The following is a 25,311-nucleotide window of genomic DNA, read 5'->3' on the forward strand; positions in this document are numbered from 1 at the left end:
GCTACGGCCACGCTGCAGCGTCACCGGCCGGGAGCGAGCGCTCCTGCCGCGGCAAGCAGTTCGATCTGTCGCGCCGAACGGAGAGCCGGAGCCGAGAAGCCGTTCTCGACGCTGTTCGTCCAAAGCCGCTGCACAACCCATTCGTCCAGAGCATCGGCGGGTAACATCTCGTAGGTCGCGATGCCGGCCTCCCGCGCCCTCAGGATTGTCGTCGCACGACCAAGCCTGACGACGGCCGGGACATCGCCGGTCTCGGTGACGCGCTGCAATCCGCATGCGTGCGCGAGCGCCGAGGCATCGAATATCAATGCCGAAAGACGCGGCGAGGCACCGCCCAGCGGGTGCGGAGAGAGCACGCTCGCGGGCACGCTGGCATATTCCGCCAGCAGCGCTGTCTTGCCGTGCTCGAGTCCCGCCGCAGCCTCGGCCACCTTCAGCATGACGTCGGTCTTCTGGATATCGGCAGGCCCGCGGCAACCGGCCAGCACGACGCCGTCGATCCGATTGGAAAGCAGCAGGCCGAGATCGGCCTCGTTCAGGTCGTCCGCCGGTTCGATCCGCGCAAACAAGGCACACCTCCGGTCCGGCCTGTCGGCGGCAGCGGAAAGCATCTGCCTCGCGCCGACATCCGTAGCGTCGATGACGACGGCTCTTATGGCGCCCAGCCTTTCCGGCGTCGGGAGCGGCTCGGCTGACGCAAGGTAAAGCAGCGGCTTCATGGTTTCCTGAGGGTTAATCGGCATGGTGAACCAATCTTTAAACCTTTGACCGCTAATATTCCCGACATGGGGCTGTTGGGTGTCTAGTGGGGCGCAGGTGATCATACAAGCATTTCTTCGGTGGGTGGAGACGGCGAAAACGAGCGATCGCGCACGCGCCGCGTCTGCACTCGCCCGAGCCTACGCCAAGGCCGATATGAATGGCATCGACCGGCATGCCGCCGAAATGGCGATGACCTATCTGCTCGACGATCCCTCGCCGAAGGTGCGCCTTTCTCTGGTCGAAGCCCTGGCCGATTGCCCGACCGCACCGCGAACGGTGATGAAGGCGCTGGCGGAAGACCAGCCGGAGGTCGCCTTCGTGGCCATCTCCCGTTCGCCGGTGCTCTCGGATGAGGATCTCGTCGACCTCGCAGCTCGAGGAACAGCCGAGACGCGCGCCCTGATCGCAGCGCGCGACACGGTCTCCTGCTCCGTTGCGGCCGCCATCGCCGAAATTGGCGACGAGGAGGAGGTATCGATCCTGCTCGAAAACGACGGTGCCGCGCTGCCGCAGCGCTCGCTCATGCGGATCGTCAACCGGTTTGGACATATCGCCGACATTCGCGAGCGGCTGCTCGCGCGGGTCGATCTGCCGAGCGACGCCCGGCAATTGCTGGCCGCAAGATTGGGCGACGCGCTCGCCTGTTGCAGCCTGGTGCAGGCGACGATCGGCGCCGCGCGGGCGGAACGCGTTTCGCGCGAAGCCGGGGATGTTGCGGCTCTTGCGATGGCGACCGCAGCGCCGCCGGAAGACCTCGCCCGGATGATCGCGCATTTGCGCGAGACCGGCCGCCTCACTCCAGCCTTCCTCATGCGGTCGCTCTGCGGCGGCGCTGGTGAGCTTTTTGTCGCTGCGATCGTGGAGCTTTCCGGCGTGGCGCCGAGGCGTGTCCGCTCGATCATTTCCGGCGGACGTGTCCACTCGATCCGTGCGCTCTTGGAGAGCGCGGGGCTCGGACGCGATGTTGGCGAGATCTTTGCGGAAGCTGTGCTGCTTTGGCAGGGGCAGGCCAGCGAAGGGGACGACGCCTTGCCCGCGCCGATCACGACGCGCCTTCTCGGCCGGCTCCGCAGCCGGAAGACGCCTTCGAATGCTGCGGCCGCCATCGCCGAACTCTTGGAACGTCTCGCCTTCGCCGAGAAGCGGCAGCTTGCGCGCGACTACGCCTTGCTCGCTTCGCTAAAGGCAGCGTAGCTGCCCCCCTTCAGTCCTCGAACCGGCGCGCCACCCAGGAGTATCCGTCTTCCATGTAATGAACGGGGGCGGTTACGATCGCCTTCAGCCTCTCGCGATCCGGCACTGCGCCGCCGAGCCAGGCGAGTGCACGCTTGGGCAAGCCCGGCCGCGCCTCTTCGGTTGTCGGCGGCGTCGCCACCTCCTGCGGCATGGCCGGCAATGGCCTCGCCGTTGCCTGCGGCGTCGCCGACGGTGCGATCTCCGGTTCGGGCTCGATCGAAGTCACCATGTCCTGCCCCGAGGTCTCGCAGACGGCGACGACCACCGGATAATTCTTGTTGGAGAATTTTGGCAGTTCTTTTTGCGATTCCGTGTCGCATTGCGCGATGGAAGGCCAGCTTCCGTTCACGGTGGAAATATAGTGGCACTGGCTGACATTGTCGTCGCAACCAAGAATGGTCATGACGATCAGGGCGGTTTTCATGGTCTCTCTCGTCCGTCTTCTTGAAAGTTGCTGCTTTTATGTTCGTTTGATTCGCGCCGATGTAGGGCAAAATGGCCGCCTCGCGAAACAAATTGTTTCCTGCTGTTACCCGGATTGATTGCAGGACGACCTGCGCCATTCCGCGTATTGGCTTGATCGACATTCGCCGATACGTTCGCCGGCATGCAGCCCCGGAACGAACAGGCCAGGATCTGAATGACAGCCATAACCATCAGCGAGGAGCCGCCACGCCAGCCGACCATCATCCGTCTGCTCGAACTCTCCGATGCCTATCTTGCCTCGCTTTATCCGGCGGAGAGCAATCACCTGGTCGATATCTCGGCGCTGGAGAAGCCGACCGCAGTCTTCTTCGTCGCCCGACGCGCCGGAGAGATCGTCGGCTGCTGCGCGCTGGTGGAAGCGGGCGACGGCACGGCGGAGATCAAGCGCATGTTCGTCGATCCTGAGGCGAGGGGACTGAAGATCGGTAAGCGGCTTCTTTCGGCAGTCGAGGAAAAGGCGGTGAAGTTGGGCTTGATGGAGATCCGCCTCGAAACAGGCATCCACCAGCCGGAGGCGATCGGGCTTTACCGGGCCGCCGGATACGTGGAGCGCGCACCCTTCGGTGACTACCTGCCGGATCCGCTGAGCCTGTTCATGGAAAAGCTGATAAAGTGGAATATTTGAACGCGGCAGCGGGATGAGGGGCGAATCACGGGTCCGTCCGCTCAAATATCCAGGTTGTCTGCAAAGACCGCCCGCTCCTGAATGAAGCGGAATCGAGCGTCGGCCTTGGTGCCCATCAGGCTGTCGACGGCCTCGCGGGTGCCTTCGAAATCGACGTCGTCGATCTCGACCTTGAGCAGGGTGCGGTTGGCCGGGTCCATGGTCGTTTCCTTGAGCTGCGCCGGCAGCATTTCGCCGAGCCCCTTGAAGCGTCCGATCTCGACCTTGCCCCGGCCATTGAACTCCGTCCGCATCAATTCCTCGCGATGCGCGTCGTCGCGGGCATAGAGCGTCTTCGATCCCTGGCTGATCCGGTAAAGCGGCGGCACGGCGAGATAGAGATGTCCGCTGCGGATAAGTTCCGGCATCTCCTGATAGAAGAAGGTGATCAGCAGCGAGGCGATGTGAGCGCCGTCGACGTCGGCGTCGGTCATGATGATGACGCGCTCGTAGCGCAGGTCCTCCTCACGGTATTTCGAGCGGGTGCCGCAGCCGAGCGCCTGGACGAGATCGCCGATCTGCTGGTTTGCGCCAAGCTTCTCGCGGCCGGCACTCGCGACGTTCAGGATCTTGCCGCGCAGCGGCAGAATCGCCTGGTTGGCACGGTTGCGTGCCTGCTTGGCCGAGCCGCCGGCCGAATCGCCTTCGACGATGAAGAGTTCCGCCCCTTCCGCCGTGTTCTGCGCGCAATCGGCGAGCTTGCCGGGCAGGCGCAGCTTGCGCACTGCCGTCTTGCGGCTGACTTCCTTTTCCTTGCGCCGGCGGACGCGCTCCTCCGCACGCTCGACGACCCAATCGAGGAGCTTGGCCGCTTCCGCCGGGTTGTCGGCGAGGTAGTGATCGAAGGGATCGCGAAGTGCGTTCTCGACGATGCGTTGCGCCTCGACGGTCGCGAGCTTGTCCTTCGTCTGGCCGACGAATTCCGGTTCGCGGATGAAAACCGAGAGCATGCCGGCTGCCGAGATCATGACGTCGTCGGTGGTGATGATCGACGCACGCTTGTTCTGGGTAAGCTCCGCATAGTTCTTGAGCCCTTTTGTGAGGGCGATGCGCAGGCCTGCCTCGTGGGTCCCGCCCTCCGGCGTCGGGATCGTGTTGCAGTAGGAATGAACCTGCTGGTCGCCGCCATACCAGGTGACGGCCCATTCGAGCGAGCCGTGACCGCCCGACCGTTCCGATTTGCCGGCGAAGATCTCACGGGTGACGGTGAATTCCTTGCCGAGGGTTGCGGCGAGGTAGTCCTTGAGGCCGCCGGGGAAATGGAAGACGGCCCTGTCGGGGATTTCCGAGCCTTCCGGCAGGAGTGAGGGATCGCAGGACCAGCGGATTTCGACGCCGCCGAAGAGATAGGCCTTGGAGCGGGCCATGCGGAAGAGCCGCGCCGGCTCGAACCGGGCGTGCGGGCCGAAGATCTGCGGATCGGGATGGAAGCGGACCTTCGTGCCGCGGCGATTGTGCACGTCGCCGAGGTCTTCGAGACCGCCCTGGGGAATGCCGCGGGAGAAGCGCTGGCGATAGAGCCTGCGATTGCGCGCGACCTCGACTTCGAGCGAGTCCGATAGCGCATTGACGACGGAAACGCCGACGCCGTGCAGGCCGCCGGAGGTCTCATAGGCCTTGCCGTCGAACTTGCCGCCGGCGTGCAGCACCGTCATGACGACCTCAAGGGTCGATTTGTTCGGGAATTTCGGGTGGTTTTCGACGGGAATGCCGCGGCCATTGTCGGTGACCGACAGAAAGCCATTGGCATCGAGATTGACCTCGATGAAGTTGGCATGGCCGGCGACGGCCTCGTCCATGGAATTGTCGATCACTTCAGCAAAGAGGTGATGCAGCGCCTTCTCGTCTGTCCCGCCGATATACATGCCCGGGCGCCGGCGCACCGGCTCGAGCCCTTCGAGGACCTCGATCGCCGACGCGTCATAGTCGCTGCCGTCGCTGTCGCGCGGAGCCGGGTGCGGGGCAGCATTGCTGGCGGCAGGCGTCACAGGTTTGCTCGGCGCGGCATCCGCCGGCTTCGGCTGTTGCGGCATTGCGGAAAAAAGATCGCTGCTGTCGTCCATGGATCGGTTCAAATCGTTCCTGTCGTCTCGTATCGGCGGCATGCTTGTCCTCAGATCGGATGCGATTTGAGGACAGGCATGCTCGCAGGCCATAGCAAGAGCTCGGCGCTGCCGCCATCCTCGCCGCGCGAATCACCCACGAATTCTGCCAGAGTCTCGTGCAAAGCGCGAACAAAAAGTGAACGTCCAGGGCTTCGAAAGGGCGAGAAACTCGAAAACGCGGCGAATTGCCGGCTACAGTGTTGCGTGCCGGCAGTGCCGATGGCAAGGCATGGGCCGAACAAGGGAGCCCGCCGGGTGTCTATGTCCACAGTTGTTTTATCCATGCGTTGGCCGATCGCGGCGCTTTTCTTCCTCGGCCTTGCAACGGCTTCGAGTGCTGCGGGGCTGCGGCCCTTCAAGGACGACCTCTTCACCTATGGCCGGGTGCTCCGGCAGGAGGACGGCGGCGACTTTCGGGTCGTCGACTATCAGGAACTGCGGGATATCAACGGGCGGGACGAGGTTCCGGAGCGGCGCGTCAAGCAGGCCTATGTGTCCCTGGGGGTGAGGCAGGCGCAGGTGAACGAGACGCTCGACTTCGGCAATCGGTCCCTCGACGTCACACGCATCGGGCCCGAGCGCGGCGGGGCTTTCACGGTGATCTTCATTCACGGCCGCGGTGGCGACCGGCGCCTCGGCGCCAATGATTTTTCCTTCGGCGGCAATTTCAATCGCATCAAGAATCTCGCCCTCGCCAATGGTGGCACCTACTATGCCCCGAGCGTCCGCAGCTTCGACGCGGCGGGCGTGGCGGATATCGCGGCGCTGATCCGCTTTGCTTCAGTCAATTCCGGCGGGAGGCCGGTCGTGCTCTCCTGCGCCTCAATGGGCAGCTTCATCTGCTGGGGCATTGCGCGCGACGGGGCGGCCGGAGCCGCGCTCGGCGGCATGATGATCATGGGCGGCGCTGCGGATCCTGATTTCCGGAAGAGCGCCGCATTCAAGGCCGGGCTCCCGATCCATTTTAGTCACGGCAGCCGCGACACTGTCTATGCGGCCGAAGCACAGGTCGCGTTCTATCGCGCGCTCAAGACCAAAGGCTACCCGGCGCGCTTCGTCCTGTTCGAAACGGGATCGCACGGGACGCCCGTGCGCATGACCGACTGGCGCGACGCGTTGAACTGGATATTGGATCGCTAGCCGTGCTGTCCCAGGAGCCGATGCGCCGATGAGTCTCAACGGGTTTGAAAACTGGCGATGGCCCGCACCGGAAAGTGGGCGCGTGATCTCGCCGGACGACTACGAAGAGCGCCTCGGCGAGTTGGAGCCGATGGCCTACCTGCCGGTCGGCAAGGCTCTGAGCTATGGCGACAGCAGCCGCAACAGCCAGGGAACGCTGATCGACAGTGCTCGACACAACCGCATTCTGTCCTTCGATCCCGGGACAGGCGTGATTGTCTGCGAGGCCGGCGTTACGCTCAATGAGGTTCTCGCCAGAGCAATCCCGCATCGCTTCTTTCTGCCGGTAACGCCGCGTACCGGTCTTGCAACGATCGGCGGTGCCGTCGCAAACGACATTCACGGCGACAATCACCATGCGCGCGGGACCTTCGGAAATCACATCCGGCGTTTGACGCTGATGCGCTCCGACGGCGAGCGACTGACCTGTTCGACCGTCGAGAATGCCGAGATTTTTGCGGCGACGGTCGGCGGCCTCGGCCTGACCGGCCTTATCCTCGAGGTCGAACTCAGGCTGATGAAGGTGCCGTCGCCCCACGTGCAGCAGCACGCCTGCCGCTTCGATGACCTCGATGAGGGTCTTGTGCTTCTCGACCGTGCCTGTGAGGAGCACGAATATGCCGTCGCCTGGATAGACCAGCTGTCGTCCGGCCGCCGGGCGGGCAGGGGCGTTCTCTGGGCGGCCGATCATGCGGACAGCTCCTGCGAGTTTCCGGACATTCCGAAGCGGCTCACGCTTTCCGTGCCCTATGCACCGTCTTTCAACATCCTGAACACCGCCGGGCTACGGGTCTTCAACGAATATCACTTCCGCAGGGTGCCGCCCCGGGAAACGGTCTCGACCGAGAAATGGACCTCCTATTTCCATCCGCTCGACCGGTATACGGCTTGGAACCGGCTCTACGGGCCTCGCGGGCCATGTCAGCACCAGAGCGTCTTTCCCGTCGAGAGAGCCCGCGAGACGACGCTTCGCTTGCTGGAAACCGCCCGCCGGGCCGGGCATGCCTCCTTCCAGACCACGTTGCATCGCTTCGGCGACAATGCCGCACGAGGACTGCTTTCCTTTGCGCGGCCGGGCTTCAGCCTGACCCTGGATTTCGCCAATCAGGGTGAGGCGACCGTGAAACTGCTCGGTGGGCTCGATCGCATCGTCGTGGAAGCTGGCGGCGTGGTCAATCCGGGAAAGGATTTCCGCATGGAGCCCGAGATTTTCGAGGCCTCTTTCCCGGCGTGGAAGAAGCTCGAGGCCTTGCGTGACCCCGCATTGGTATCGGATTTCTGGCGGCGCACGGCTCTCGCTTTGAGGCGCTGACGGCTATCAGCGCCTTACGCCCCTGATGTCCATGTCGAAGCGGACCACGTTGGAATAGATGGGCGTTCCGACGTCCATTCCATAGGGGGCGCGGCGTATTTCGCCTCGGATGGTGAAGCGGATCGAACGCTGGGCCCAATCCGTCAGCGTAACGGCGAAACGCTCCGTGTGCGTCTTGCCGCGCGCGGTGAGCGCGCCCTCTACGGTTGCCGTGCCGCGGCCGGTCTGCGCGACGCTGGTCGAGCGGAAGGTCACCGTCTGGAAATTCGCCGTGTCGAAGACGGCGCTGGAGCGCAGGAAATTCTCGATCCGTTGTTCCCGCGCCCGGACACTTTCCGGATAAAGTGTGAATTCCACGGAAGACCGCCCCACGTCCCGGCCGTTTATCTGGAACGTGCCGGAAAACCTCGCAAACTCGCCGGCGACCCCGCTGCCGCCCCCAACCTGCGGAACGATGAAACGAATACTGGAAGAGCTGGCGATGCGATAGCTACCGGCCGCTTGCGCGAGCGTCGGCGCTTGGGCGTCCGCAGCCCCTGCCATGAGAAAAAGGGCGACCGGAAAAGTGACTTTCAATGCGTTTCGTCCCGAGACGGGGCAATGGGCGATCATGATTCATCTCCTCACGACAGTCTCGTCGTCCGCGGCCTCGATCGCTCTGTCGCTTGCATCAACACTCGAGTGCAGCATGCGGGTGAGAACGGCGTCGCGCCGGACGATATGATGGAAAAGCGCCGCCGCCGCATGGGCGGCGATGAGGCCGAGCATGACATAAGCGAGTGCGGCATGCGCGAAGGTCCAGAATGCCTCCTCTGCATCCGACTTCGGCAGCGGCAGGTGCGGGATGGCGACAAGATTGAAGTAAAAGCTCGGAATGTCGAGCGTCGAGGCGGAGGCGACTGCCCAGCCGGCAAGCGGTACCAGGAGGCCGATGGCGATGAGCGCCCGATGCATCAGCCGGGAAGCCGTGCGCTCGAGAGGACCGAGGCTTGCAACCGGCTGGGGATGCCGCTCGACAAACCACCAAGCCGCGCGCAGGATCGCCAGCCCCATCGTGGTGAAGCCGAAGGACTTGTGCCACTGATAAAGTGAGAATTGCAGTGATGGCTCGATCTCGATTCGCCGCATCAGGATACCGATCAGCATGAGGCCGAGGATCAGCGCCGCGAGCGTCCAGTGCAGTATGATGGTGATCGCTCCAAATCCGTCTTCGCTGTTGCGCAGCATGCTCGCCTTCCTAGATCGTTTCCGCACCGGCTTCTGCTTTTCAACGTGAGACGCCCGAGGCGCCGGCTTTATTCGTCGCCCTTGTATGATCCTCGGTGTGGGACGCGTTCAGGGATCATCCCTATGCGGACCTCGGCGACCACCGCACAATCGATCAAGGGTGCTTTCAATTGAGCGGGCGATTTGCTAGGCCGCTTGCCCGAGAGGAATATCTTGTCCGGAGGAAAGTTCATGACGCCCGATATCCGCCCGCTCGTTGCCGGAAACTGGAAGATGAATGGAACGCGTCAATCGCTGGACCAGATCAAAGCGATCGCGGAGGGCGTCAAGGGTGAGCTTTCGGCGAAAGTGGAGACGCTGATCTGCCCGCCCGCGACTCTGCTTTACGTCGCGACTGCGCTTTGTGAGGACAGTCCGCTCGAGATCGGCGCCCAGGATTGCCATCAGAAGCAGTCGGGCGCTCACACCGGCGATATTTCCGCCGAGATGATCGCGGATTGCTTCGGTACCCATGTCATTATCGGCCACTCCGAACGCCGCACCGATCACGCCGAAAGCGATGCGCTTGTAAGGGCCAAAACCGAAGCGGCCTACGCCGCCGAACTCGTGGCGATCGTTTGCATCGGCGAGACAGAAGCGGAACGGAAGAGCGGCAAGACGCTCGACATTCTGAAGCGCCAGCTTGCGGAAAGCCTGCCGGACGGGGCGACTGCCGCGAACACGGTTATCGCCTACGAGCCGGTCTGGGCGATCGGTACGGGAGTGACGCCCACCGTCGCCGACGTCGAGGAGGCGCACGCTTTCATGCGTCAGGAACTGGTTGCGCGCTTCGGCGCCGAAGGTGGGAAGATGCGCATTCTCTATGGCGGCTCCGTCAAGCCGTCCAATGCCAAGGAATTGATGGGCATCGCCAACGTCGACGGCGCTTTGATCGGTGGCGCCAGCTTGAAAGCAGAAGATTTTCTCGCCATCTACGGCGCCTATGCAGAATTGACTGCATGACCGCGTGGCGATCCACAGTGCCGAGTGTCTCTACGGACGCGCAAAAGACGCTGTAGCACTTTGAATCGCTGCTTGTTCTTGTCCCCCTGAATCGGACGCGTTTCCAGGAAACATGCAGTGCCGGGGGCTTGGAATAGCCGTTGGCTTGGTATAAAGAGGCGCCAAATTCGCGCGCAGCCCGTTCTGCGGCCGCGAAGGTTCGATTCGAATGCTCCGCAGAGGGCAGGACTGGAAGCTGATGCAGACCGTACTACTCGTCATCTATCTCATGGTCGTCGTCGCCCTGATCGGCGTCGTCCTCATTCAGCGTTCCGAAGGTGGCGGTCTCGGCATCGGCGGCGGCTCGGGCTTCATGTCGGCCCGCGGCACGGCCAATGCGCTGACCCGCACGACGGCCATCCTTGCCTTTCTCTTCTTTGCGCTGGCGCTCGCCATGGGCATTCTCTCGCGCTACGAGCCGCGGGAAACCGATATTCTCGAGCGCATTCCCGGCACGGGTGCCAGCGGCGGCGTGCTTGATTCGCTTGGCGGCGGCCAGTCGGCGCCGGCCGGCGGAGCCACCGAGGCTCCGGCCAACGGCAACGGCGTTCCCGCGGGCGGCGCGCAAGCTCCTGCTCAGGCACCGGCTGGAGCCGCGCCCGAGGCGCCCGCTGCCGGCGCGAGCGGCAATGCGGGCTCGCAGGTCCCGAGCGGCCAGTAAGGCCGCAGGCCGAAAGTACCCGCCGGCGGATGTTTCATCCGCCGGTTTTGTTTTGTGTGAAATCTGCCGCGACGAACAACGGAAAAGTTCTGGAAGACGAATTTTTCGGTGGCGGAATCGTTTATGAGAAGGTATCCGGTGACTCCCATGGCGCGATATGTATTCATCACTGGCGGCGTGGTTTCCTCCCTCGGAAAAGGCATCGCTGCGGCCGCTCTTGGAGCGCTGTTGCAGGCGCGTGGCTATCGGGTGAGGCTGCGCAAGCTCGACCCCTATCTCAATGTCGATCCGGGCACCATGAGCCCGACCCAGCACGGCGAGGTGTTCGTTACCGACGATGGTGCGGAGACGGACCTAGACCTCGGTCACTATGAACGCTTCACCGGGCGTTCGGCGACCCGGACCGACAACATCACCACCGGCCGGATCTACAAGAACATCATCGACAAGGAGCGGCGCGGCGACTATCTCGGCGCGACGGTTCAGGTGATCCCCCACGTCACCAACGAAATCAAGAACTTCGTCACCGAGGGCAACGAGGACTACGATTTCGTCATCTGCGAGATCGGTGGCACCGTCGGCGACATCGAGGCGATGCCCTTCATGGAGGCGATCCGTCAGCTTGGCAATGACCTGCCGCGCGGCACGGCCGTCTATGTCCATCTGACGCTGATGCCCTACATCCCCGCCGCCGGCGAACTGAAGACGAAGCCGACCCAGCATTCGGTCAAGGAGCTGCAGGCGCTCGGCATCCATCCCGACATCTTGCTCGTGCGCGCCGATCGCGAAATCCCAGAGGCCGAGCGCCGCAAGCTGTCGCTCTTCTGCAATGTCCGCCAGTCGGCGGTGATCCAGGCGCTGGATGTGGCGTCGATCTACGACGTGCCGATCGCCTATCACAAGGAAGGGCTCGACAGCGAAGTGCTTGCCGCCTTCGGCATCGAACCGGCGCCGAAGCCGCGCATGGACGCCTGGGAGGAGGTGGCCCATCGCATCCGCACACCGGAAGGCGAGGTGACGATCGCGATCGTCGGCAAATATACGGGCCTCAAGGACGCCTACAAGTCGCTGATCGAGGCGCTGTATCACGGCGGTATCGCCAACCGTGTGAAGGTCAAGCTCGAATGGATCGAGTCGGAAGTCTTCGAGAAGGAGGATCCCGCACCTTATCTGGAGAAGGTCCACGGCATTCTCGTGCCCGGCGGCTTCGGCGAGCGCGGCTCCGAGGGCAAGATGAACGCCGCGCGCTTCGCGCGCGAGCGCAAGGTGCCCTATTTCGGCATCTGTTTCGGCATGCAGATGGCAGTGGTGGAGGCAGCGCGCAATCTCGCCGGCATCGAGAGAGCTTCGTCGACGGAATTCGGCCCGACCAAGGAGCCGGTCGTCGGCCTGATGACTGAATGGGTCAAGGGCAATGAGCTCGAGAAGCGGTCCGCCTCCGGCGATCTTGGCGGCACCATGCGCCTCGGCGCCTATCGTGCGGCGCTGAAGCCGAGCACGAGGATCGCCGAGATCTATGGTTCGAACGACATTTCCGAGCGCCATCGCCACCGCTACGAAGTCAATGTCGACTACAAGGACCGGCTGGAATCCTGCGGTCTCGTCTTCTCCGGCATGTCGCCGGACGGCGTCCTGCCGGAGACCATCGAGTATCCGGACCATCCATGGTTCATCGGCGTGCAGTATCATCCGGAACTGAAGTCGCGTCCGCTTGATCCGCATCCGTTGTTCGCGAGCTTCATCGAAGCAGCGCTGGAACAGTCGCGCCTCGTCTAGGGCGACCCTGCCGCGCCGCGCGTTCTAATCCGACGCGCAAACGTCGCTGCAGCAGTTTCGAATTGCCGCAGGCTGTTTGTCCCTTGATCGAGGTCGATTTGGAGACATGCTGTAGGGCCGGCCGCTGGCGTTTGAGGCCTGGAGAGACTTCCCGCGCTTGCAATCGTCCTGCAAAAATTGCAAACAGCGGCTAACCGGTCCATCCAGGGATTCTGCCATGAACCTCGCCACGCGAACCGCCCGCCCGCTCGATCATCTCGTGTTGCCGGTGGCCGATCTTGCCCGGGCAAGGCGTCGGCTGACGGATCTCGGCTTCACCGTCGCCGAGGATGCCCGCCACCCCTTCGGCACGGAAAACGCCTGCGTCTTCTTCTCGGATGACAGCTATCTGGAGCCGCTTGCCATTGCCTCGCGCGAGGAATGTGAGGCGGCTGCGCTCGACGGCAACGTCTTCGTCGCGCGGGACCAGGCATTCCGCTTCCGCCGGGGTCCCGAGGGGTTGTCAGCGGTTGTGCTCGGGACGCCGGACGCAGCCGAGGATCACATCCGCTTCCGTTCGCTTGGCCTTTCCGGCGGCGACATGCTGGAATTCTCCCGGGCGATGCGCATGGCAGACGGCCGCGAGGGTTTGGGATCCTTCCGCCTTGCCTTCGCCGCGGATCTGCGTGCACCCGACTTCTTTCTTTTCTGCTGTCAGCGCCTTCGCGCGCTCCCCGTCGACAGCGCGGTGCTGCACCATCACGAGAACGGCGTGCTTGGCATTGCCGAAGTCGTCCTGTCGGAGCCGAACCCCACGGACTTCCAGTATCTGCTGCAGGAGGCCGTCGCCGAACGCGAAGTTGCGGCGCACTCCTTCGGCATGGATATTCAAATGGGTAGCGCCAAGCTCTCCGTCCTCAATCCCGCCGGCATGGAAGCGTTCTTCGGCCGAACGATCAGCGACAGCGACCGGGGCCTGCGCGGCCGGGCGGTCGTTTTCCGTGTCGCGGATATCGAGGCGACCCGGGCGCTGTTCGCGCAGAACGACATCGAATTCGCAGAAATGTGCGGACGCCTCATTGTCCCGGAAGTGCCGGGGCAGGGGGTGATTTTCGCGTTTGGAGTGTAAGGATGGAAAGCAATTATAGGGTCGTCGTCGGCGAGGGTGCCGGTCAGGTGGTGTTCTCGCAGAGGGAGCGGTTGACGCTGATCGCCGGCCCCTGCCAGATGGAAAGTCGCGAGCATGCCTTCATGATCGCCGGCAAGCTTGTCGAGATCTGCAAGGCGCTGAACGTCGGTCTCGTCTACAAGTCCTCCTTCGACAAGGCGAACCGCACGTCGCTCTCGGGCAAGCGTGGCATCGGCCTCGACAAGGCGATGGAGGTCTTTGCCGATCTCAAGCAGGAATTCGGCTTCCCGGTCCTGACGGACATCCACACTGAAGAGCAATGCGCGATGGTCGCCGAGACGGTCGATATCCTGCAGATTCCGGCCTTCCTGTGCCGCCAGACCGACCTGCTCGTCGCTGCGGCAAGGACCGGGCGCGCCATCAACGTCAAGAAGGGCCAGTTCCTCGCCCCCTGGGATATGAAGAACGTGCTCGCCAAGTTCACGGCTAGTGGCAATCCGAACGTGCTTCTCTGCGAGCGCGGCGCCTCCTTCGGCTACAACACGCTCGTCTCGGACATGCGCGCGCTGCCGATCATGGCGGGGCTCGGGGCGCCCGTCGTCTTCGATGCGACCCACTCCGTGCAGCAGCCGGGCGGCCAGGGCGGTTCGACCGGCGGCCAGCGCGAATTCGTCGAGACGCTGGCGCGCGCGGCCGTCGCCGTCGGCATCGCCGGTCTCTTCATCGAGACACACGAGGATCCCGACAATGCGCCGTCCGACGGGCCGAACATGGTGCCACTCGAGAACATGCCGCGGCTTCTCGAAACGCTGCTCGCCTTCGATGCGATCGCTAAGGCCTGAGCGACGTTGAATTTCGTGGAGCGCGATGGTGCACCTAGTCGCGCGACACCAATAATCAGACCGGATTGGGGCGGAGTGCACTTTCTCCCATCCCACTCTGGCGTCATTGAAAATTCGAGGTCATGAATTAAGACTGACCCCGATAAACCGCCGCCCTAACCCGAGGAAAGATCATGACTGCAATCATCGACATCATTGGCCGAGAAATTCTCGACAGCCGCGGCAACCCGACCGTGGAGGTCGATGTCCATCTCGAGGACGGCAGCTTCGGCCGGGCGGCCGTTCCGTCCGGTGCATCAACCGGTGCCCATGAAGCGGTCGAACTGCGAGACGGCGGCACCCGCTATCTCGGCAAGGGTGTCGAGCGCGCCGTCGATGCCGTCAACGGCGAAATCTTCGAAGCGATCGGTGGCCTCGATGCGGAGAACCAGATCCAGATCGACAGGACCATGATCGAGCTCGACGGCACGCCGAACAAATCGCGCCTCGGTGCCAACGCCATTCTCGGCGTTTCGCTCGCCGTGGCCAAGGCCGCGGCCGAAGCGAGCGGCCTGCCGCTCTACCGTTACGTCGGCGGCCCGAATGCCCATCTCCTCCCGGTGCCGATGATGAACATCATCAATGGCGGCGCCCATGCCGACAACCCGATCGACTTCCAGGAATTCATGATCATGCCCGTCGGCGCCGAGACGCTTCGCGATGCCGTCCGCATGGGGTCGGAGGTCTTCCACACGCTGAAGAAGCAGCTCGCCGCTGACGGCCACAACACGAATGTCGGCGACGAGGGCGGCTTCGCCCCGGGTCTCGCTTCGGCGCCCGCGGCTCTCGACTTCATCATGAAATCGATCGAGAAGGCGGGCTACAAGCCGGGCGAGGACATGTATGTCGCGCTCGACTGCGCCTCGACGGAATTCTTCAAGGACGGCAAATACGTGCTCGAAGGCGAGGGCCGCACGCTCGAGCCGGGCGCCATGGCGGAGTACCTGGCCGAACTCGCCGCCAAGTACCCGATCATCTCGATCGAAGACGGCATGGCCGAGGACGATTGGGATGGCTGGAAGTCGCTGACCGATCTCATCGGCAACACGTGCCAGCTCGTCGGCGATGACCTGTTTGTCACCAATTCCGCGCGCCTGCGCGATGGCATCAAGATGGGTGTCGCCAACTCGATCCTGGTCAAGGTCAACCAGATCGGCTCGCTTTCGGAAACACTCGATGCCGTCGAGACTGCGCACAAGGCGCGCTACACCGCCGTCATGTCGCATCGTTCCGGCGAGACGGAGGATTCGACCATCGCCGACCTCGCGGTCGCCACCAATTGCGGTCAGATCAAGACCGGCTCTCTGGCCCGTTCCGACCGGCTTGCCAAGTACAACCAGCTGATCCGCATCGAGGAGCAGCTCGGCCTGCAGGCGAAGTATGCCGGCCGTTCGATCCTGCGCGGTTGAGTAGCGAGCCGCACACCTCGTAATCCATCGTCGACGTAATGCATCCCGCCTGCCACACGGCCGGCGGGTTTCGCTTTTCAGGTCATTCATGGTCAACGGTCGGTTAATCAATCGACGATAGTCTCTGCTTTCGTATTGCGTTAGCGGGATACAGGCGATGTGGACACGGCATCACAAGAAGCGCAGGCTCGGACGGCTGGTCGTGCCGCTGTTGGCGGTCGCCTTTCTGTCTTACTTCGGCTATCATTCCATCCATGGCGGTTTCGGGCTGAGGGCGACGGAGGAGTTCGATCGCCAGATCGCCGAGCGGAAAGCGCGGCTGGATGCGCTCACCCAGACTCGAAGAACCCTGGAGCGGGAGGTCGAGCTGATGAGCGACGGCTCGCTGGAAAGGGACATGTTGGATGAGAAGGCTCGGCTCGCGCTCAACATGTCGCGTAGCGATGAGATCGTTATTTTTCATCATCGTGCAAATTAACCGGAAATTGGTTAATTCAAATTTTCCGCGAAAAAACAACGGGTTGTGCGTAATAATAGCCATGCAATTATGGCATTGCTGCGGCGCTCTTCTTTCCCTATGGTAGCCGGCGAAGGCTAACCATTGGGAGGAACGAATGGCTCCGCGAAAATCCGCGTCCGTTTCCAGCCGCAAGACCGCCGCCAAGCCGTCCAAGAAGGACTTCGCCGGCGGCACTATCGCCGAATTCTCCAAGGAAGACGACCTCAAGGCCTATCGCGAAATGCTGCTGATCCGGCGTTTCGAGGAGAAGGCCGGCCAGCTCTACGGCATGGGTTTCATCGGTGGTTTCTGTCACCTCTACATCGGCCAGGAGGCGGTCGTCGTTGGCATGCAGCTGGCGCTGAAAGAGGGTGACCAAGTCATCACCGGCTATCGTGACCACGGCCACATGCTCGCCTGCGGCATGAGCCCCCGCGGCGTCATGGCGGAGCTGACCGGACGCCGCGGCGGCCTTTCCAAGGGGAAGGGTGGCTCGATGCACATGTTCTCCAAGGAGAAGCACTTCTACGGCGGCCACGGTATCGTCGGTGCCCAGGTGTCGCTCGGTACCGGCCTCGCTTTCGCCAACAGGTATCGCGGCAACGATAATGTGAGCCTCGCCTATTTCGGCGACGGTGCCGCCAACCAGGGCCAGGTCTATGAGAGCTTCAACATGGCCGCGCTCTGGAAGCTGCCGGCGATCTACATCGTCGAGAACAACCGCTATGCGATGGGCACCTCCGTGTCGCGCGCGTCGGCCCAGACCGACTTCTCCCAGCGCGGCGCCTCCTTCGGCATTCCCGGCTACCAGGTCGACGGCATGGACGTGCGGGCCGTCAAGGCGGCGGCCGACGAGGCCGTCGACTATTGCCGCTCCGGCAAGGGTCCGCTCATCCTCGAAATGCTGACCTATCGCTACCGCGGCCACTCCATGTCCGACCCGGCGAAGTATCGCTCGAAGGACGAAGTGCAGAAGATGCGTTCGGAGCATGATCCGATCGAGCAGGTGAAGGCCCGCATTGTCGAGAAGGGCTGGGCCAGCGAGGACGAACTGAAGCAGATCGACAAGGAGGTTCGCGATATCGTCGCGGATAGTGCCGATTTTGCTCAGTCTGATCCGGAGCCGGATGTATCCGAGCTCTACACCGATATCCTGCTTTGATCCGGGGAGGGAAAAACATGCCAGTAGAAATTCTCATGCCTGCGCTTTCCCCGACCATGGAGGAAGGCACGCTTTCCAAATGGCTGAAGAACGAGGGCGACAAGGTGACCTCCGGCGACGTGATCGCCGAAATCGAGACCGACAAGGCGACGATGGAAGTGGAAGCGGTCGACGAGGGCACGATCGGTAAGCTGCTGATTGCGGCCGGCACCGAAGGCGTCAAGGTCAACACGCCGATCGCCGTGCTGCTGCAGGACGGCGAAGCTGCCGGTGACATCAATCTCAAGGCCGAGGCGCCGAAGACGGAGGCACCGAAGCCGACCGCCGCTGAAGCGCCCGCATCTGCGGCCCCGGTAGCGGCTCAACCGAAGGCGGAAATTCCCGCCGATCCGGCAATTCCGGCCGGAACGGAAATGGTGACCATGACCGTGCGCGAGGCGCTGCGCGACGCGATGGCGGAAGAAATGCGCGCCGATGACGATGTGTTCGTCATGGGTGAGGAAGTCGCCGAATACCAGGGTGCCTACAAGGTCACGCAGGGCCTGCTGCAGGAGTTCGGTCCGCGTCGCGTGGTCGATACGCCGATCACCGAGCATGGCTTTGCCGGCGTCGGCGTCGGCGCGGCGATGGCCGGGCTCCGCCCGATCGTCGAATTCATGACCTTCAACTTCGCCATGCAGGCGATCGACCAGATCATCAACTCCGCCGCCAAGACGCTCTACATGTCCGGTGGCCAGATGGGCGCACCGATCGTCTTCCGTGGCCCCAACGGCGCGGCCGCCCGCGTCGCGGCGCAGCACTCCCAGTGCTATGCCGCCTGGTACAGCCAGATTCCGGGCCTGAAGGTCGTCATGCCCTACACGGCGGCGGACGCGAAGGGCCTCCTGAAGGCTGCAATCCGCGATCCGAATCCGGTGATCTTCCTAGAAAACGAAATTCTCTACGGCCAGACCTTCGAGGTGCCGAAGCTCGACAATTTCGTGCTGCCGATCGGCAAGGCCCGCATCCACCGCGTCGGTAAGGACGCGACGATCGTCTCGTTCGGCATCGGCATGACCTATGCGGTGAAGGCCGCGGCGGAACTCGAGGCGCAGGGCATCGATGTCGAGCTTATCGACCTTCGCACCATCCGTCCGATGGATCTTCCGACCGTCATCGAGTCGGTCAAGAAGACCGGCCGCCTGGTCACGGTCGAAGAGGGCTATCCGCAATCGTCCGTCGGCACGGAAATCGCCAGCCGCGTCATGCAGCAAGCCTTTGACTATCTCGATGCGCCCGTGCTGACGATCGCCGGCAAGGACGTGCCGATGCCCTATGCAGCCAATCTCGAGAAGCTCGCTCTGCCGAATGTCGCCGAAGTCGTCGATGCGGTAAAAGCCGTCTGCTACAAATAAGGGGGTCGTTCGATGCCAATCAACATCACCATGCCGGCCCTTTCTCCGACGATGGAAGAGGGCAATCTTGCCAAGTGGCTGGTCAAGGAAGGCGACGCGGTCAAGTCCGGCGACGTGATCGCCGAGATCGAGACAGACAAGGCGACGATGGAAGTCGAAGCCGTCGATGAGGGCACGATCGCCAAGATCGTCGTGCCGGCCGGCACCGAAGGCGTCAAGGTCAATGCACTGATCGCCGTGCTGGCGGAAGAGGGAGAGGACGTCGCCACCGCCGCCAAGGGCGGCAACGGCGCCGCCGCCCCGGCATCCGCAGCCAAGGCGGAAATGGCCCCGGCAGCACCGGCCGCGGCTCCCGCTCCCGCTGCGGCACCGGCACCGCAAGCCGCGGCCCCGGCTCAGGCTGCAGGTGACGGCAAGCGCGTCTTCTCGTCGCCGCTTGCCCGCCGTTTGGCGAAGGAAGCAGGCATCGATCTTTCCGCAATCGCTGGTTCCGGCCCCTACGGCCGGGTCGTCAAGAAGGATGTCGAGGCCGCCGCTGCCGGCGGAGTTGCGAAGCCTGCCGCGGCGCCTGCTCCGGCCGCAGCACCGGCCCCGGCGTTTGCCAAAGGCATGTCCGAGGACGCGGTCCTCAAGCTCTTCGAGCCGGGCAGCTACGAGCTCGTGCCGCATGACGGCATGCGCAAGACGATTGCCAAGCGCCTGCAGGAATCGAAGCAGACGATCCCGCATTTCTATGTGTCGATCGATTGCGAGCTCGACGCACTTCTGGCGCTGCGGGCCCAGCTCAATGCCGCGGCCCCCGAGAAGGATGGCAAGCCGGTCTACAAGCTCTCGGTCAACGACATGGTGATCAAGGCCATGGCGCTGGCGCTGCGCGACGTTCCGGACGCGAACGTCTCCTGGACCGATGCGAACATGGTCAAGCACAAGCATGCCGATGTCGGCGTCGCCGTCTCCATTCCGGGCGGCCTGATCACTCCGATCATCCGCCAGGCGGAACTGAAGAGCTTGTCCGCCATCTCCAATGAGATGAAGGATCTCGGCAAGCGCGCCAAGGAGCGCAAGCTGAAGCCGGAAGAGTACCAGGGCGGTACCACGGCCGTTTCCAACATGGGCATGATGGGCGTCAAGAACTTCGCCGCGGTCGTTAATCCGCCGCATGCGACGATTCTGGCGGTTGGTGCGGGCGAGGAGCGCGTCGTAGTCAAGAACAAGGAAATGGTCATCGCCAACCTGATGACCGTGACGCTTTCCACAGACCATCGCTGCGTCGATGGCGCGCTCGGCGCCGAACTGCTCGCCGCCTTCAAGCGCTACATCGAAAACCCGATGGGCATGCTGGTGTAATACGATCCGGACCGGCGTTTCAGCCGGTCCCTCCCCACTGACAGGCGAGTAGGCAGATGAAGACAGTCCTTTGCTATGGTGACAGTCTGACCTGGGGTTATGACGCTACGGGGCCCGGACGGCACGCGCTCGAAGATCGCTGGCCGAGCGTGCTGCAGCAGGCGCTCGGCTCCGATGTCAATGTCATCGCCGAAGGGCTGAACGGGCGCACCACCGCCTATGAAGACTATCTCGCGGATTGCGACCGCAACGGCGCCCGGGTGCTCCCGACCGTTCTCCACAGTCACGCGCCGCTCGATCTCGTTATCTTCATGCTCGGCTCGAACGATATGAAACCGGTGATCCACGGTACCGCCTCCGGCGCCGTCAAAGGTATCGAGCGTCTGGTCAAACTCGTCCGTCATCACGATTGGCCGATGGAGACGGAGGAGGGGCCGGGCATTCTTGTCGTCTCGCCGCCGCCGCTTTGCGAAACGGCCGACAGCGACTTCGCCGCAATGTTTGCCGGCGGCATCGAGGAATCGGCGATGTTGGCCTCGCTTTATCGCGACCTTGCCGACGAGCTCGATTGCGGCTTCTTCGATGCGGGTTCCGTGTCGCGGACGACGCCGCTCGACGGTGTTCATCTCGACGCCGAGAATACCCGGGCTCTCGGGCGCGGCCTCGAGCCGGTCGTGCGGATGATGCTCGGGCTCTGACGATGGCGGCCCCAGCGAACCTGAGAGCGGCGGAGAAAAGCGAGGCGGCGGAGCTCGCGATCCTGATCGACATCGCGTCGCACGGCTTTGCCTCCTGGCTGTGGTATGGCGGCGTCCTGAGCAAATCGGCGGAAACCGCCTTCGAGCATGGCCGCGACAGGCTTCGGCAGGATAGCGGTCTCGGCACCTGGCGCGATGCGGTCGTGGCACTGGTCTCAGAGGAGATTGTCGGCGTTTCGGTGTCCTATGGGCTGGACGAGTCCATCCTCGAAGTGGAGGCTACACACCCGGTGCTCGTGCCGCTGATTGCCCTGCAGAAGCAGGTGGTCGGCCATTGGTTCATCGACAGCCTCGGCGTCTACAAGGCCCATCGCGGCAAGGGGATCGGTCGCGCCCTGCTTGATCATGAATTCGGTCGCGCCGGTTCGGCGCCGGTGAGCCTGATCACCGAAAGCCACAATGAGAAGGCGCAGGCGCTCTACGGAAGGAATGGCTTCGAGGAGGTGGCGCGTGCTCAAGCCGTGCCGCTTTTCGAAGACATGCGGAAACATGACTGGGTGCTGTTCACCCGCAAGGTCGCTTGAAACAAAGGTAGGAAACACATGGCTGAGAATTACGACGTCATCGTTATCGGTTCGGGCCCGGGCGGCTATGTCACCGCCATCCGCTCGGCGCAACTGGGCTTGAAGACGGCGATCGTCGAGCGCGAGCACCTGGGCGGCATCTGCCTGAACTGGGGCTGTATTCCCACCAAGGCGCTTTTGCGTTCGGCGGAAATTCTCGACCATGCCAATCATGCGAAGAATTACGGCCTGACGCTCGAAGGCAAGATGACCGCCAACGTCAAGGACGTGGTCGCCCGCTCGCGCGCGGTTTCCGCGCGGCTGACCGGCGGCGTCGCCTTCCTGATGAAGAAGAACAAGATCGACGTGATCTGGGGCGAGGCGAAGCTGACCAAGCCCGGCGAAATCGTCGTCGGCGCGCCGTCAAAGCCGGCGGTCCAGCCGCAGAATCCCATTCCGAAGGGCGTCAAGGGCGAGGGTACCTATACGGCCAAGCACATCATCATCGCGACTGGCGCCCGGCCGCGGGCGCTGCCGGGCATCGAGCCCGACGGCAAGCTGATCTGGACCTATTTCGAGGCGATGAAGCCGGAAGAACTTCCGAAATCGATGGTGGTGATGGGCTCGGGTGCGATCGGCATCGAGTTCGCGAGCTTCTACCGGTCGATGGGCGTGGACGTCACCGTCGTCGAGCTGCTGCCGCAGATCATGCCGGTCGAGGACGCGGAAATCTCCGCCTTCGCCCGCAAGCAGCTCGAGAAGCGCGGGCTCAAGATCTTCACCGACGCCAAGGTGACGAAGGTCGAGAAGGGTGCCAATGACGTGACCGCCCATGTCGAAACGAAGGACGGCAAGGTGATGCCCATCAAGGCGGATCGCCTTATCTCCGCCGTCGGAGTCCACGGCAACATCGAGAACCTCGGGCTCGAAGCACTCGGCATCAAGACGGATCGCGGCTGCATCGTCACCGACGGCTACGGCAAAACGAATGTCGCCGGCGTCTACGCGATCGGCGACGTTGCCGGCCCTCCCATGCTGGCGCACAAGGCCGAGCACGAGGGGGTGATCTGCGTCGAAAAGATCGCGGGCATTCCGGGCGTCCATGGGCTCGACAAGGGTAAGATCCCGGGCTGCACCTATTGCGATCCGCAGGTCGCCTCGGTCGGCCTGACGGAAGCCAAGGCGAAGGAGCTCGGCCGTGACATCCGCGTCGGCCGCTTTGGCTTCGGCGCCAACGGCAAGGCGATCGCGCTCGGCGAGGATCAGGGCATGGTCAAGACGATCTTCGACAAGAAGACGGGTGAACTCCTCGGCGCCCACATGGTCGGCGCCGAAGTGACCGAACTCATCCAGGGCTTTGTCGTCGCCATGAATCTGGAGACCACGGAGGAGGAACTGATGCACACGGTCTTCCCGCATCCGACGCTTTCGGAGATGATGAAGGAAAGCGTTCTCGATGCCTATGGGCGCGTATTGAACGCCTGATGCGGAACCGCCGAGCGGAACTTTCGACCTTTTCGCGCATTGCTTGCGAGACATCGGCAATGCGTGGAGGTCGTCATGAGCCTGAACGGAGTGGGCCTTCTGGCCGCAATCATCATCGGCGGACTTGCCGGCTGGCTGGCCGAGCAATTCATGCACAGCCAGATGGGGCTGATCGCGAATATCGTCCTTGGTATCATCGGTGCCTTGGTGCTGAACTTCATCCTGGCCGCCTTTGGCATGGCCTATACTGGCTGGGTCGCCTATCTCATCATCGGCTTCATCGGCGCCTGCCTGCTGATTGCGGCGGGGCGTGCCGTCAGAGGTTAGCACTCAGTCCATTCACTTGCGGTCAGGCTGCCATGCAAATGGCGGCCTGACTTTTTGCGTCCAGCTCGTTATATAAAGCGACACGGTGCGAACGGCCCGGCCGCTTGCTCGATACGATGAAGGAAGACAGATGGTAACGGTTTTCGATGCGGTCTCGGACCGGGCTGAGCGGGTTCGCCATCCGGAGAAGGCGCACAGGCCGGACACGGAGGTCCTGCGCAAGCCCGACTGGATTCGCGTGAAGGCGCCAACCTCCAAGGGTTACCTGGAGACGCGCTCGATCGTGAAGGGCAACAATCTCGTCACGGTCTGCGAAGAGGCCGGCTGCCCCAATATCGGCGAATGCTGGGACAAGAAGCACGCCACCTTCATGATCATGGGGGAGATCTGTACCCGCGCTTGCGCCTTCTGCAACGTCTCGACCGGCAAGCCGAACGCGCTCGACCTGGATGAGCCGGCCAATGTCGCGAAGGCGGTCAAGCAGATGGGCCTGAGCCATGTGGTCATCACCTCGGTCGACCGCGACGATCTTGATGATGGCGGCGCCGAGCACTTCGAGAAGGTGATCTTCGCGATCCGGGAAGCCTCACCGGCAACCACGATCGAGATCCTGACGCCCGACTTCCTGAGAAAGCCCGGCGCCCTGGAGCGCGTCGTCGCCGCCAAGCCGGACGTCTTCAACCACAATCTCGAGACCGTTGCCTCCAACTATCTGACGGTGCGGCCGGGCGCCCGTTATTTTCATTCGATCCGCCTGCTACAGCGGGTGAAGGAGCTCGATCCGTCGATGTTCACCAAGTCCGGCATCATGGTCGGGCTCGGCGAGGAGCGGAACGAGGTCCTGCAATTGATGGACGATCTGCGCACCGCCGACGTCGATTTCCTGACGATCGGCCAATATCTGCAGCCGACCCGCAAGCATCACAAGGTCGAATGCTTCGTCACCCCGGAGGAGTTCAAGTCCTACGAGACGGTCGCCTATACCAAGGGCTTCCTGATGGTCGCATCGAGCCCGCTGACCCGCTCGTCGCACCATGCCGGCGACGATTTCGCGCGGCTGAGGGCGGCGCGGGAGAAGAAGGCGGCAGCGGAGTAGCCGGGCGGCGACCGGGTGCTTGCAGAAATACGCTTGAGATAAGTAGATCGCAACCTCCGAGCGTGAGTGTGGGGGCTTCGATGCAATCTGCCGAGGTTGGTGCCTGCTGGGAGGGGAATGCCGAGAACTGGACGAAGTTCTCGCGCGCCGGCTACGATATTTACCGCGACGCGCTGAATACACCCGCATTCCTGGACATGATTCCGCCTGTCGCCGCCTTGCGCGGGCTTGACCTCGGTTGCGGAGAGGGGACCAACACCCGCCGTCTCGCCGAACACGGGGCACTGATGACGGCGATCGACATCGCGCCGACCTTCATCCGCCATGCGCGCGAACAGGAGGAGGATGATCCGCGGGGAATTCGCTACGAGATTGGCGATGGTGCAGATCTGCCATTCGAGGACGAGGCGTTCGATTTCGTGACGGCTTTCATGTCGCTGATGGACATGCCCAACCAGGCTGGCGTCCTGCGGCAGGTCTTTCGCGTGCTGCGCCGAGGCGGCTTCTTTCAGTTCTCGATCCTTCATCCCTGTTTCGTGCCGCCGCATCGCAAGACCATCCGGGACGAGAACGGAGACTGCCACGCCGTCGAAGTTGCGGACTATTTCGACGAGACCGATGGGCGAATCGAGACCTGGCTGTTTTCGTCGATGCCTTCGAGCGAGCGGGAGAACGCGACGCCCTTTCGCGTCCCCCGCTTTCACCGGACGCTCAGCACCTGGGTGGCAATGATCACTGCGTCGGGTTTCGTCCTGGAGGAACTGCGCGAGCCGATGGCCTCCGAGGAGGCGGCCCGGCTGTACCCGACCGTCGCCGATACGCGCGTGGTCCCTATATTTCTCCACCTTCGCCTCAGAAAACCCGCGTCTTGAGGCACGGTGTCCCGCAGACTC

The 25,311-nt window shown here is 63.1% G+C and carries 25 protein-coding genes; 20 read left to right on the plus strand and 5 right to left on the minus strand.

The annotated features are described in order from the left end of the window. Positions 1-20: 20 nt before the first annotated feature. Entirely contained in the window at positions 21-743 is a 723-nt protein-coding gene (locus AC4P1R_RS05345; RefSeq protein WP_069457881.1) for an aldolase, read from the minus strand. A 73-nt stretch (positions 744-816) separates the two neighbouring features. Here AC4P1R_RS05345 and AC4P1R_RS05350 point away from each other — a divergent pair, with 73 nt between their 5' ends. Continuing rightward, on the plus strand, positions 817-1,956 hold the full coding sequence (locus AC4P1R_RS05350; protein WP_069457880.1) for a DUF2336 domain-containing protein: 1,140 nt from the start codon (positions 817-819) through the stop codon (positions 1,954-1,956). 10 nt (positions 1,957-1,966) lie between these two features. On the opposite strand, the gene AC4P1R_RS05355 is transcribed toward AC4P1R_RS05350, so the two are convergent. Further along, positions 1,967-2,422 (minus strand): hypothetical protein, encoded by a 456-nt coding sequence (locus tag AC4P1R_RS05355; RefSeq protein WP_069457879.1) that lies wholly within the window; start codon positions 2,420-2,422, stop codon positions 1,967-1,969. A gap of 216 nt (positions 2,423-2,638) precedes the next feature. Between AC4P1R_RS05355 and AC4P1R_RS05360 the strand changes: the two genes are divergently transcribed. Beyond that, positions 2,639-3,109: a GNAT family N-acetyltransferase gene (locus AC4P1R_RS05360; RefSeq protein ID WP_492177475.1), complete on the plus strand. Its 471-nt coding sequence runs from the start codon at positions 2,639-2,641 to the stop codon at positions 3,107-3,109. Between the two features lie 41 nt (positions 3,110-3,150). Here AC4P1R_RS05360 and parE read toward each other — a convergent pair whose 3' ends face one another. Continuing rightward, the gene (parE, locus tag AC4P1R_RS05365; protein WP_069457877.1) at positions 3,151-5,211 is read right to left on the minus strand and encodes a DNA topoisomerase IV subunit B; all 2,061 of its coding nucleotides are present in this window, start codon (positions 5,209-5,211) and stop codon (positions 3,151-3,153) included. Between the two features lie 261 nt (positions 5,212-5,472). On the opposite strand from parE, the gene AC4P1R_RS05370 reads away from it, so the two are divergent. Continuing rightward, positions 5,473-6,393, plus strand: coding sequence for an alpha/beta hydrolase (locus AC4P1R_RS05370; RefSeq protein ID WP_069457946.1), 921 nt, complete (start codon positions 5,473-5,475; stop codon positions 6,391-6,393). 28 nt (positions 6,394-6,421) lie between these two features. Then, positions 6,422-7,744, plus strand: a complete 1,323-nt coding sequence (locus AC4P1R_RS05375) for an FAD-binding oxidoreductase (RefSeq protein WP_492177476.1) — start codon at positions 6,422-6,424, stop codon at positions 7,742-7,744. Between the two features lie 6 nt (positions 7,745-7,750). Here AC4P1R_RS05375 and AC4P1R_RS05380 read toward each other — a convergent pair whose 3' ends face one another. Continuing rightward, on the minus strand, positions 7,751-8,356 hold the full coding sequence (locus AC4P1R_RS05380) for a YceI family protein (protein ID WP_492177477.1): 606 nt from the start codon (positions 8,354-8,356) through the stop codon (positions 7,751-7,753). 3 nt (positions 8,357-8,359) lie between these two features. Continuing rightward, entirely contained in the window at positions 8,360-8,971 is a 612-nt protein-coding gene (locus tag AC4P1R_RS05385) for a cytochrome b (RefSeq protein WP_069457874.1), read from the minus strand. A gap of 231 nt (positions 8,972-9,202) precedes the next feature. On the opposite strand from AC4P1R_RS05385, the gene tpiA reads away from it, so the two are divergent. From tpiA to AC4P1R_RS05465, 16 genes are all read left to right on the plus strand, one after another. Beyond that, a complete protein-coding gene (gene tpiA / locus AC4P1R_RS05390; RefSeq protein WP_069457873.1) occupies positions 9,203-9,973 on the plus strand; it encodes a triose-phosphate isomerase in 771 nt (256 codons plus the stop codon). Positions 9,974-10,211: 238 nt separating this feature from the next. Beyond that, positions 10,212-10,673: a preprotein translocase subunit SecG gene (gene secG / locus AC4P1R_RS05395; RefSeq protein WP_069457872.1), complete on the plus strand. Its 462-nt coding sequence runs from the start codon at positions 10,212-10,214 to the stop codon at positions 10,671-10,673. A 138-nt stretch (positions 10,674-10,811) separates the two neighbouring features. Then, positions 10,812-12,449 (plus strand): CTP synthase, encoded by a 1,638-nt coding sequence (gene pyrG / locus AC4P1R_RS05400; protein WP_269808418.1) that lies wholly within the window; start codon positions 10,812-10,814, stop codon positions 12,447-12,449. 217 nt (positions 12,450-12,666) lie between these two features. After that, complete coding sequence (locus tag AC4P1R_RS05405) at positions 12,667-13,557, plus strand: VOC family protein (protein WP_225192032.1); 891 nt, start codon at positions 12,667-12,669, stop codon at positions 13,555-13,557. 2 nt (positions 13,558-13,559) lie between these two features. After that, the gene (gene kdsA, locus AC4P1R_RS05410) at positions 13,560-14,399 is read left to right on the plus strand and encodes a 3-deoxy-8-phosphooctulonate synthase (protein WP_069457869.1); all 840 of its coding nucleotides are present in this window, start codon (positions 13,560-13,562) and stop codon (positions 14,397-14,399) included. A 173-nt stretch (positions 14,400-14,572) separates the two neighbouring features. Continuing rightward, positions 14,573-15,847, plus strand: a complete 1,275-nt coding sequence (gene eno, locus AC4P1R_RS05415; protein ID WP_069457868.1) for a phosphopyruvate hydratase — start codon at positions 14,573-14,575, stop codon at positions 15,845-15,847. Positions 15,848-16,004: 157 nt separating this feature from the next. Further along, the gene (locus AC4P1R_RS05420) at positions 16,005-16,325 is read left to right on the plus strand and encodes an FtsB family cell division protein (protein ID WP_069457867.1); all 321 of its coding nucleotides are present in this window, start codon (positions 16,005-16,007) and stop codon (positions 16,323-16,325) included. 136 nt (positions 16,326-16,461) lie between these two features. Continuing rightward, positions 16,462-17,508: a pyruvate dehydrogenase (acetyl-transferring) E1 component subunit alpha gene (pdhA, locus tag AC4P1R_RS05425; RefSeq protein ID WP_069457866.1), complete on the plus strand. Its 1,047-nt coding sequence runs from the start codon at positions 16,462-16,464 to the stop codon at positions 17,506-17,508. Positions 17,509-17,525: 17 nt separating this feature from the next. Further along, a complete protein-coding gene (locus tag AC4P1R_RS05430; protein WP_069457865.1) occupies positions 17,526-18,902 on the plus strand; it encodes a pyruvate dehydrogenase complex E1 component subunit beta in 1,377 nt (458 codons plus the stop codon). 12 nt (positions 18,903-18,914) lie between these two features. Beyond that, positions 18,915-20,249 carry a pyruvate dehydrogenase complex dihydrolipoamide acetyltransferase gene (locus AC4P1R_RS05435; protein WP_069457864.1) on the plus strand — a complete coding sequence of 445 codons (1,335 nt, stop codon included), beginning with the start codon at positions 18,915-18,917 and terminating at the stop codon, positions 20,247-20,249. Between the two features lie 56 nt (positions 20,250-20,305). Continuing rightward, positions 20,306-20,947 (plus strand): SGNH/GDSL hydrolase family protein, encoded by a 642-nt coding sequence (locus AC4P1R_RS05440; RefSeq protein ID WP_069457863.1) that lies wholly within the window; start codon positions 20,306-20,308, stop codon positions 20,945-20,947. Positions 20,948-20,949: 2 nt separating this feature from the next. Further along, positions 20,950-21,531 carry a GNAT family N-acetyltransferase gene (locus tag AC4P1R_RS05445; protein WP_069457862.1) on the plus strand — a complete coding sequence of 194 codons (582 nt, stop codon included), beginning with the start codon at positions 20,950-20,952 and terminating at the stop codon, positions 21,529-21,531. An 18-nt stretch (positions 21,532-21,549) separates the two neighbouring features. Continuing rightward, the gene (lpdA, locus tag AC4P1R_RS05450) at positions 21,550-22,995 is read left to right on the plus strand and encodes a dihydrolipoyl dehydrogenase (protein WP_492177478.1); all 1,446 of its coding nucleotides are present in this window, start codon (positions 21,550-21,552) and stop codon (positions 22,993-22,995) included. A gap of 75 nt (positions 22,996-23,070) precedes the next feature. Continuing rightward, positions 23,071-23,322 carry a GlsB/YeaQ/YmgE family stress response membrane protein gene (locus AC4P1R_RS05455; RefSeq protein ID WP_069457860.1) on the plus strand — a complete coding sequence of 84 codons (252 nt, stop codon included), beginning with the start codon at positions 23,071-23,073 and terminating at the stop codon, positions 23,320-23,322. A 130-nt stretch (positions 23,323-23,452) separates the two neighbouring features. Next, positions 23,453-24,418: a lipoyl synthase gene (gene lipA / locus AC4P1R_RS05460; protein WP_069457859.1), complete on the plus strand. Its 966-nt coding sequence runs from the start codon at positions 23,453-23,455 to the stop codon at positions 24,416-24,418. 80 nt (positions 24,419-24,498) lie between these two features. Then, on the plus strand, positions 24,499-25,290 hold the full coding sequence (locus tag AC4P1R_RS05465; protein WP_069457858.1) for a class I SAM-dependent methyltransferase: 792 nt from the start codon (positions 24,499-24,501) through the stop codon (positions 25,288-25,290). Positions 25,291-25,311: the final 21 nt, after the last annotated feature.

This window comes from Sinorhizobium sp. Y406 (assembly GCF_058732025.1).

Excerpts from the sequence above, each read along its gene's own strand:
- AC4P1R_RS05465 (WP_069457858.1), top strand. The coding sequence starts at position 24,499 with ATGCAATCTGCCGAGGTTGGTGCCTGCTGGGAGGGGAATGCCGAGAAC.
- AC4P1R_RS05345 (WP_069457881.1), bottom strand. The coding sequence starts at position 743 with ATGCCGATTAACCCTCAGGAAACCATGAAGCCGCTGCTTTACCTTGCG.
- AC4P1R_RS05445 (WP_069457862.1), top strand. The coding sequence starts at position 20,950 with ATGGCGGCCCCAGCGAACCTGAGAGCGGCGGAGAAAAGCGAGGCGGCG.
- secG (WP_069457872.1), top strand. The coding sequence starts at position 10,212 with ATGCAGACCGTACTACTCGTCATCTATCTCATGGTCGTCGTCGCCCTG.
- AC4P1R_RS05385 (WP_069457874.1), bottom strand. The coding sequence starts at position 8,971 with ATGCTGCGCAACAGCGAAGACGGATTTGGAGCGATCACCATCATACTG.
- lpdA (WP_492177478.1), top strand. The coding sequence starts at position 21,550 with ATGGCTGAGAATTACGACGTCATCGTTATCGGTTCGGGCCCGGGCGGC.
- AC4P1R_RS05380 (WP_492177477.1), bottom strand. The coding sequence starts at position 8,356 with ATGATCGCCCATTGCCCCGTCTCGGGACGAAACGCATTGAAAGTCACT.
- parE (WP_069457877.1), bottom strand. The coding sequence starts at position 5,211 with ATGGACGACAGCAGCGATCTTTTTTCCGCAATGCCGCAACAGCCGAAG.
- AC4P1R_RS05370 (WP_069457946.1), top strand. The coding sequence starts at position 5,473 with ATGGCAAGGCATGGGCCGAACAAGGGAGCCCGCCGGGTGTCTATGTCC.
- eno (WP_069457868.1), top strand. The coding sequence starts at position 14,573 with ATGACTGCAATCATCGACATCATTGGCCGAGAAATTCTCGACAGCCGC.
- AC4P1R_RS05355 (WP_069457879.1), bottom strand. The coding sequence starts at position 2,422 with ATGAAAACCGCCCTGATCGTCATGACCATTCTTGGTTGCGACGACAAT.
- AC4P1R_RS05405 (WP_225192032.1), top strand. The coding sequence starts at position 12,667 with ATGAACCTCGCCACGCGAACCGCCCGCCCGCTCGATCATCTCGTGTTG.
- tpiA (WP_069457873.1), top strand. The coding sequence starts at position 9,203 with ATGACGCCCGATATCCGCCCGCTCGTTGCCGGAAACTGGAAGATGAAT.
- AC4P1R_RS05360 (WP_492177475.1), top strand. The coding sequence starts at position 2,639 with ATGACAGCCATAACCATCAGCGAGGAGCCGCCACGCCAGCCGACCATC.
- AC4P1R_RS05435 (WP_069457864.1), top strand. The coding sequence starts at position 18,915 with ATGCCAATCAACATCACCATGCCGGCCCTTTCTCCGACGATGGAAGAG.
- AC4P1R_RS05455 (WP_069457860.1), top strand. The coding sequence starts at position 23,071 with ATGAGCCTGAACGGAGTGGGCCTTCTGGCCGCAATCATCATCGGCGGA.
- AC4P1R_RS05375 (WP_492177476.1), top strand. The coding sequence starts at position 6,422 with ATGAGTCTCAACGGGTTTGAAAACTGGCGATGGCCCGCACCGGAAAGT.
- pdhA (WP_069457866.1), top strand. The coding sequence starts at position 16,462 with ATGGCTCCGCGAAAATCCGCGTCCGTTTCCAGCCGCAAGACCGCCGCC.
- kdsA (WP_069457869.1), top strand. The coding sequence starts at position 13,560 with ATGGAAAGCAATTATAGGGTCGTCGTCGGCGAGGGTGCCGGTCAGGTG.
- lipA (WP_069457859.1), top strand. The coding sequence starts at position 23,453 with ATGGTAACGGTTTTCGATGCGGTCTCGGACCGGGCTGAGCGGGTTCGC.
- AC4P1R_RS05420 (WP_069457867.1), top strand. The coding sequence starts at position 16,005 with ATGTGGACACGGCATCACAAGAAGCGCAGGCTCGGACGGCTGGTCGTG.
- AC4P1R_RS05430 (WP_069457865.1), top strand. The coding sequence starts at position 17,526 with ATGCCAGTAGAAATTCTCATGCCTGCGCTTTCCCCGACCATGGAGGAA.
- AC4P1R_RS05440 (WP_069457863.1), top strand. The coding sequence starts at position 20,306 with ATGAAGACAGTCCTTTGCTATGGTGACAGTCTGACCTGGGGTTATGAC.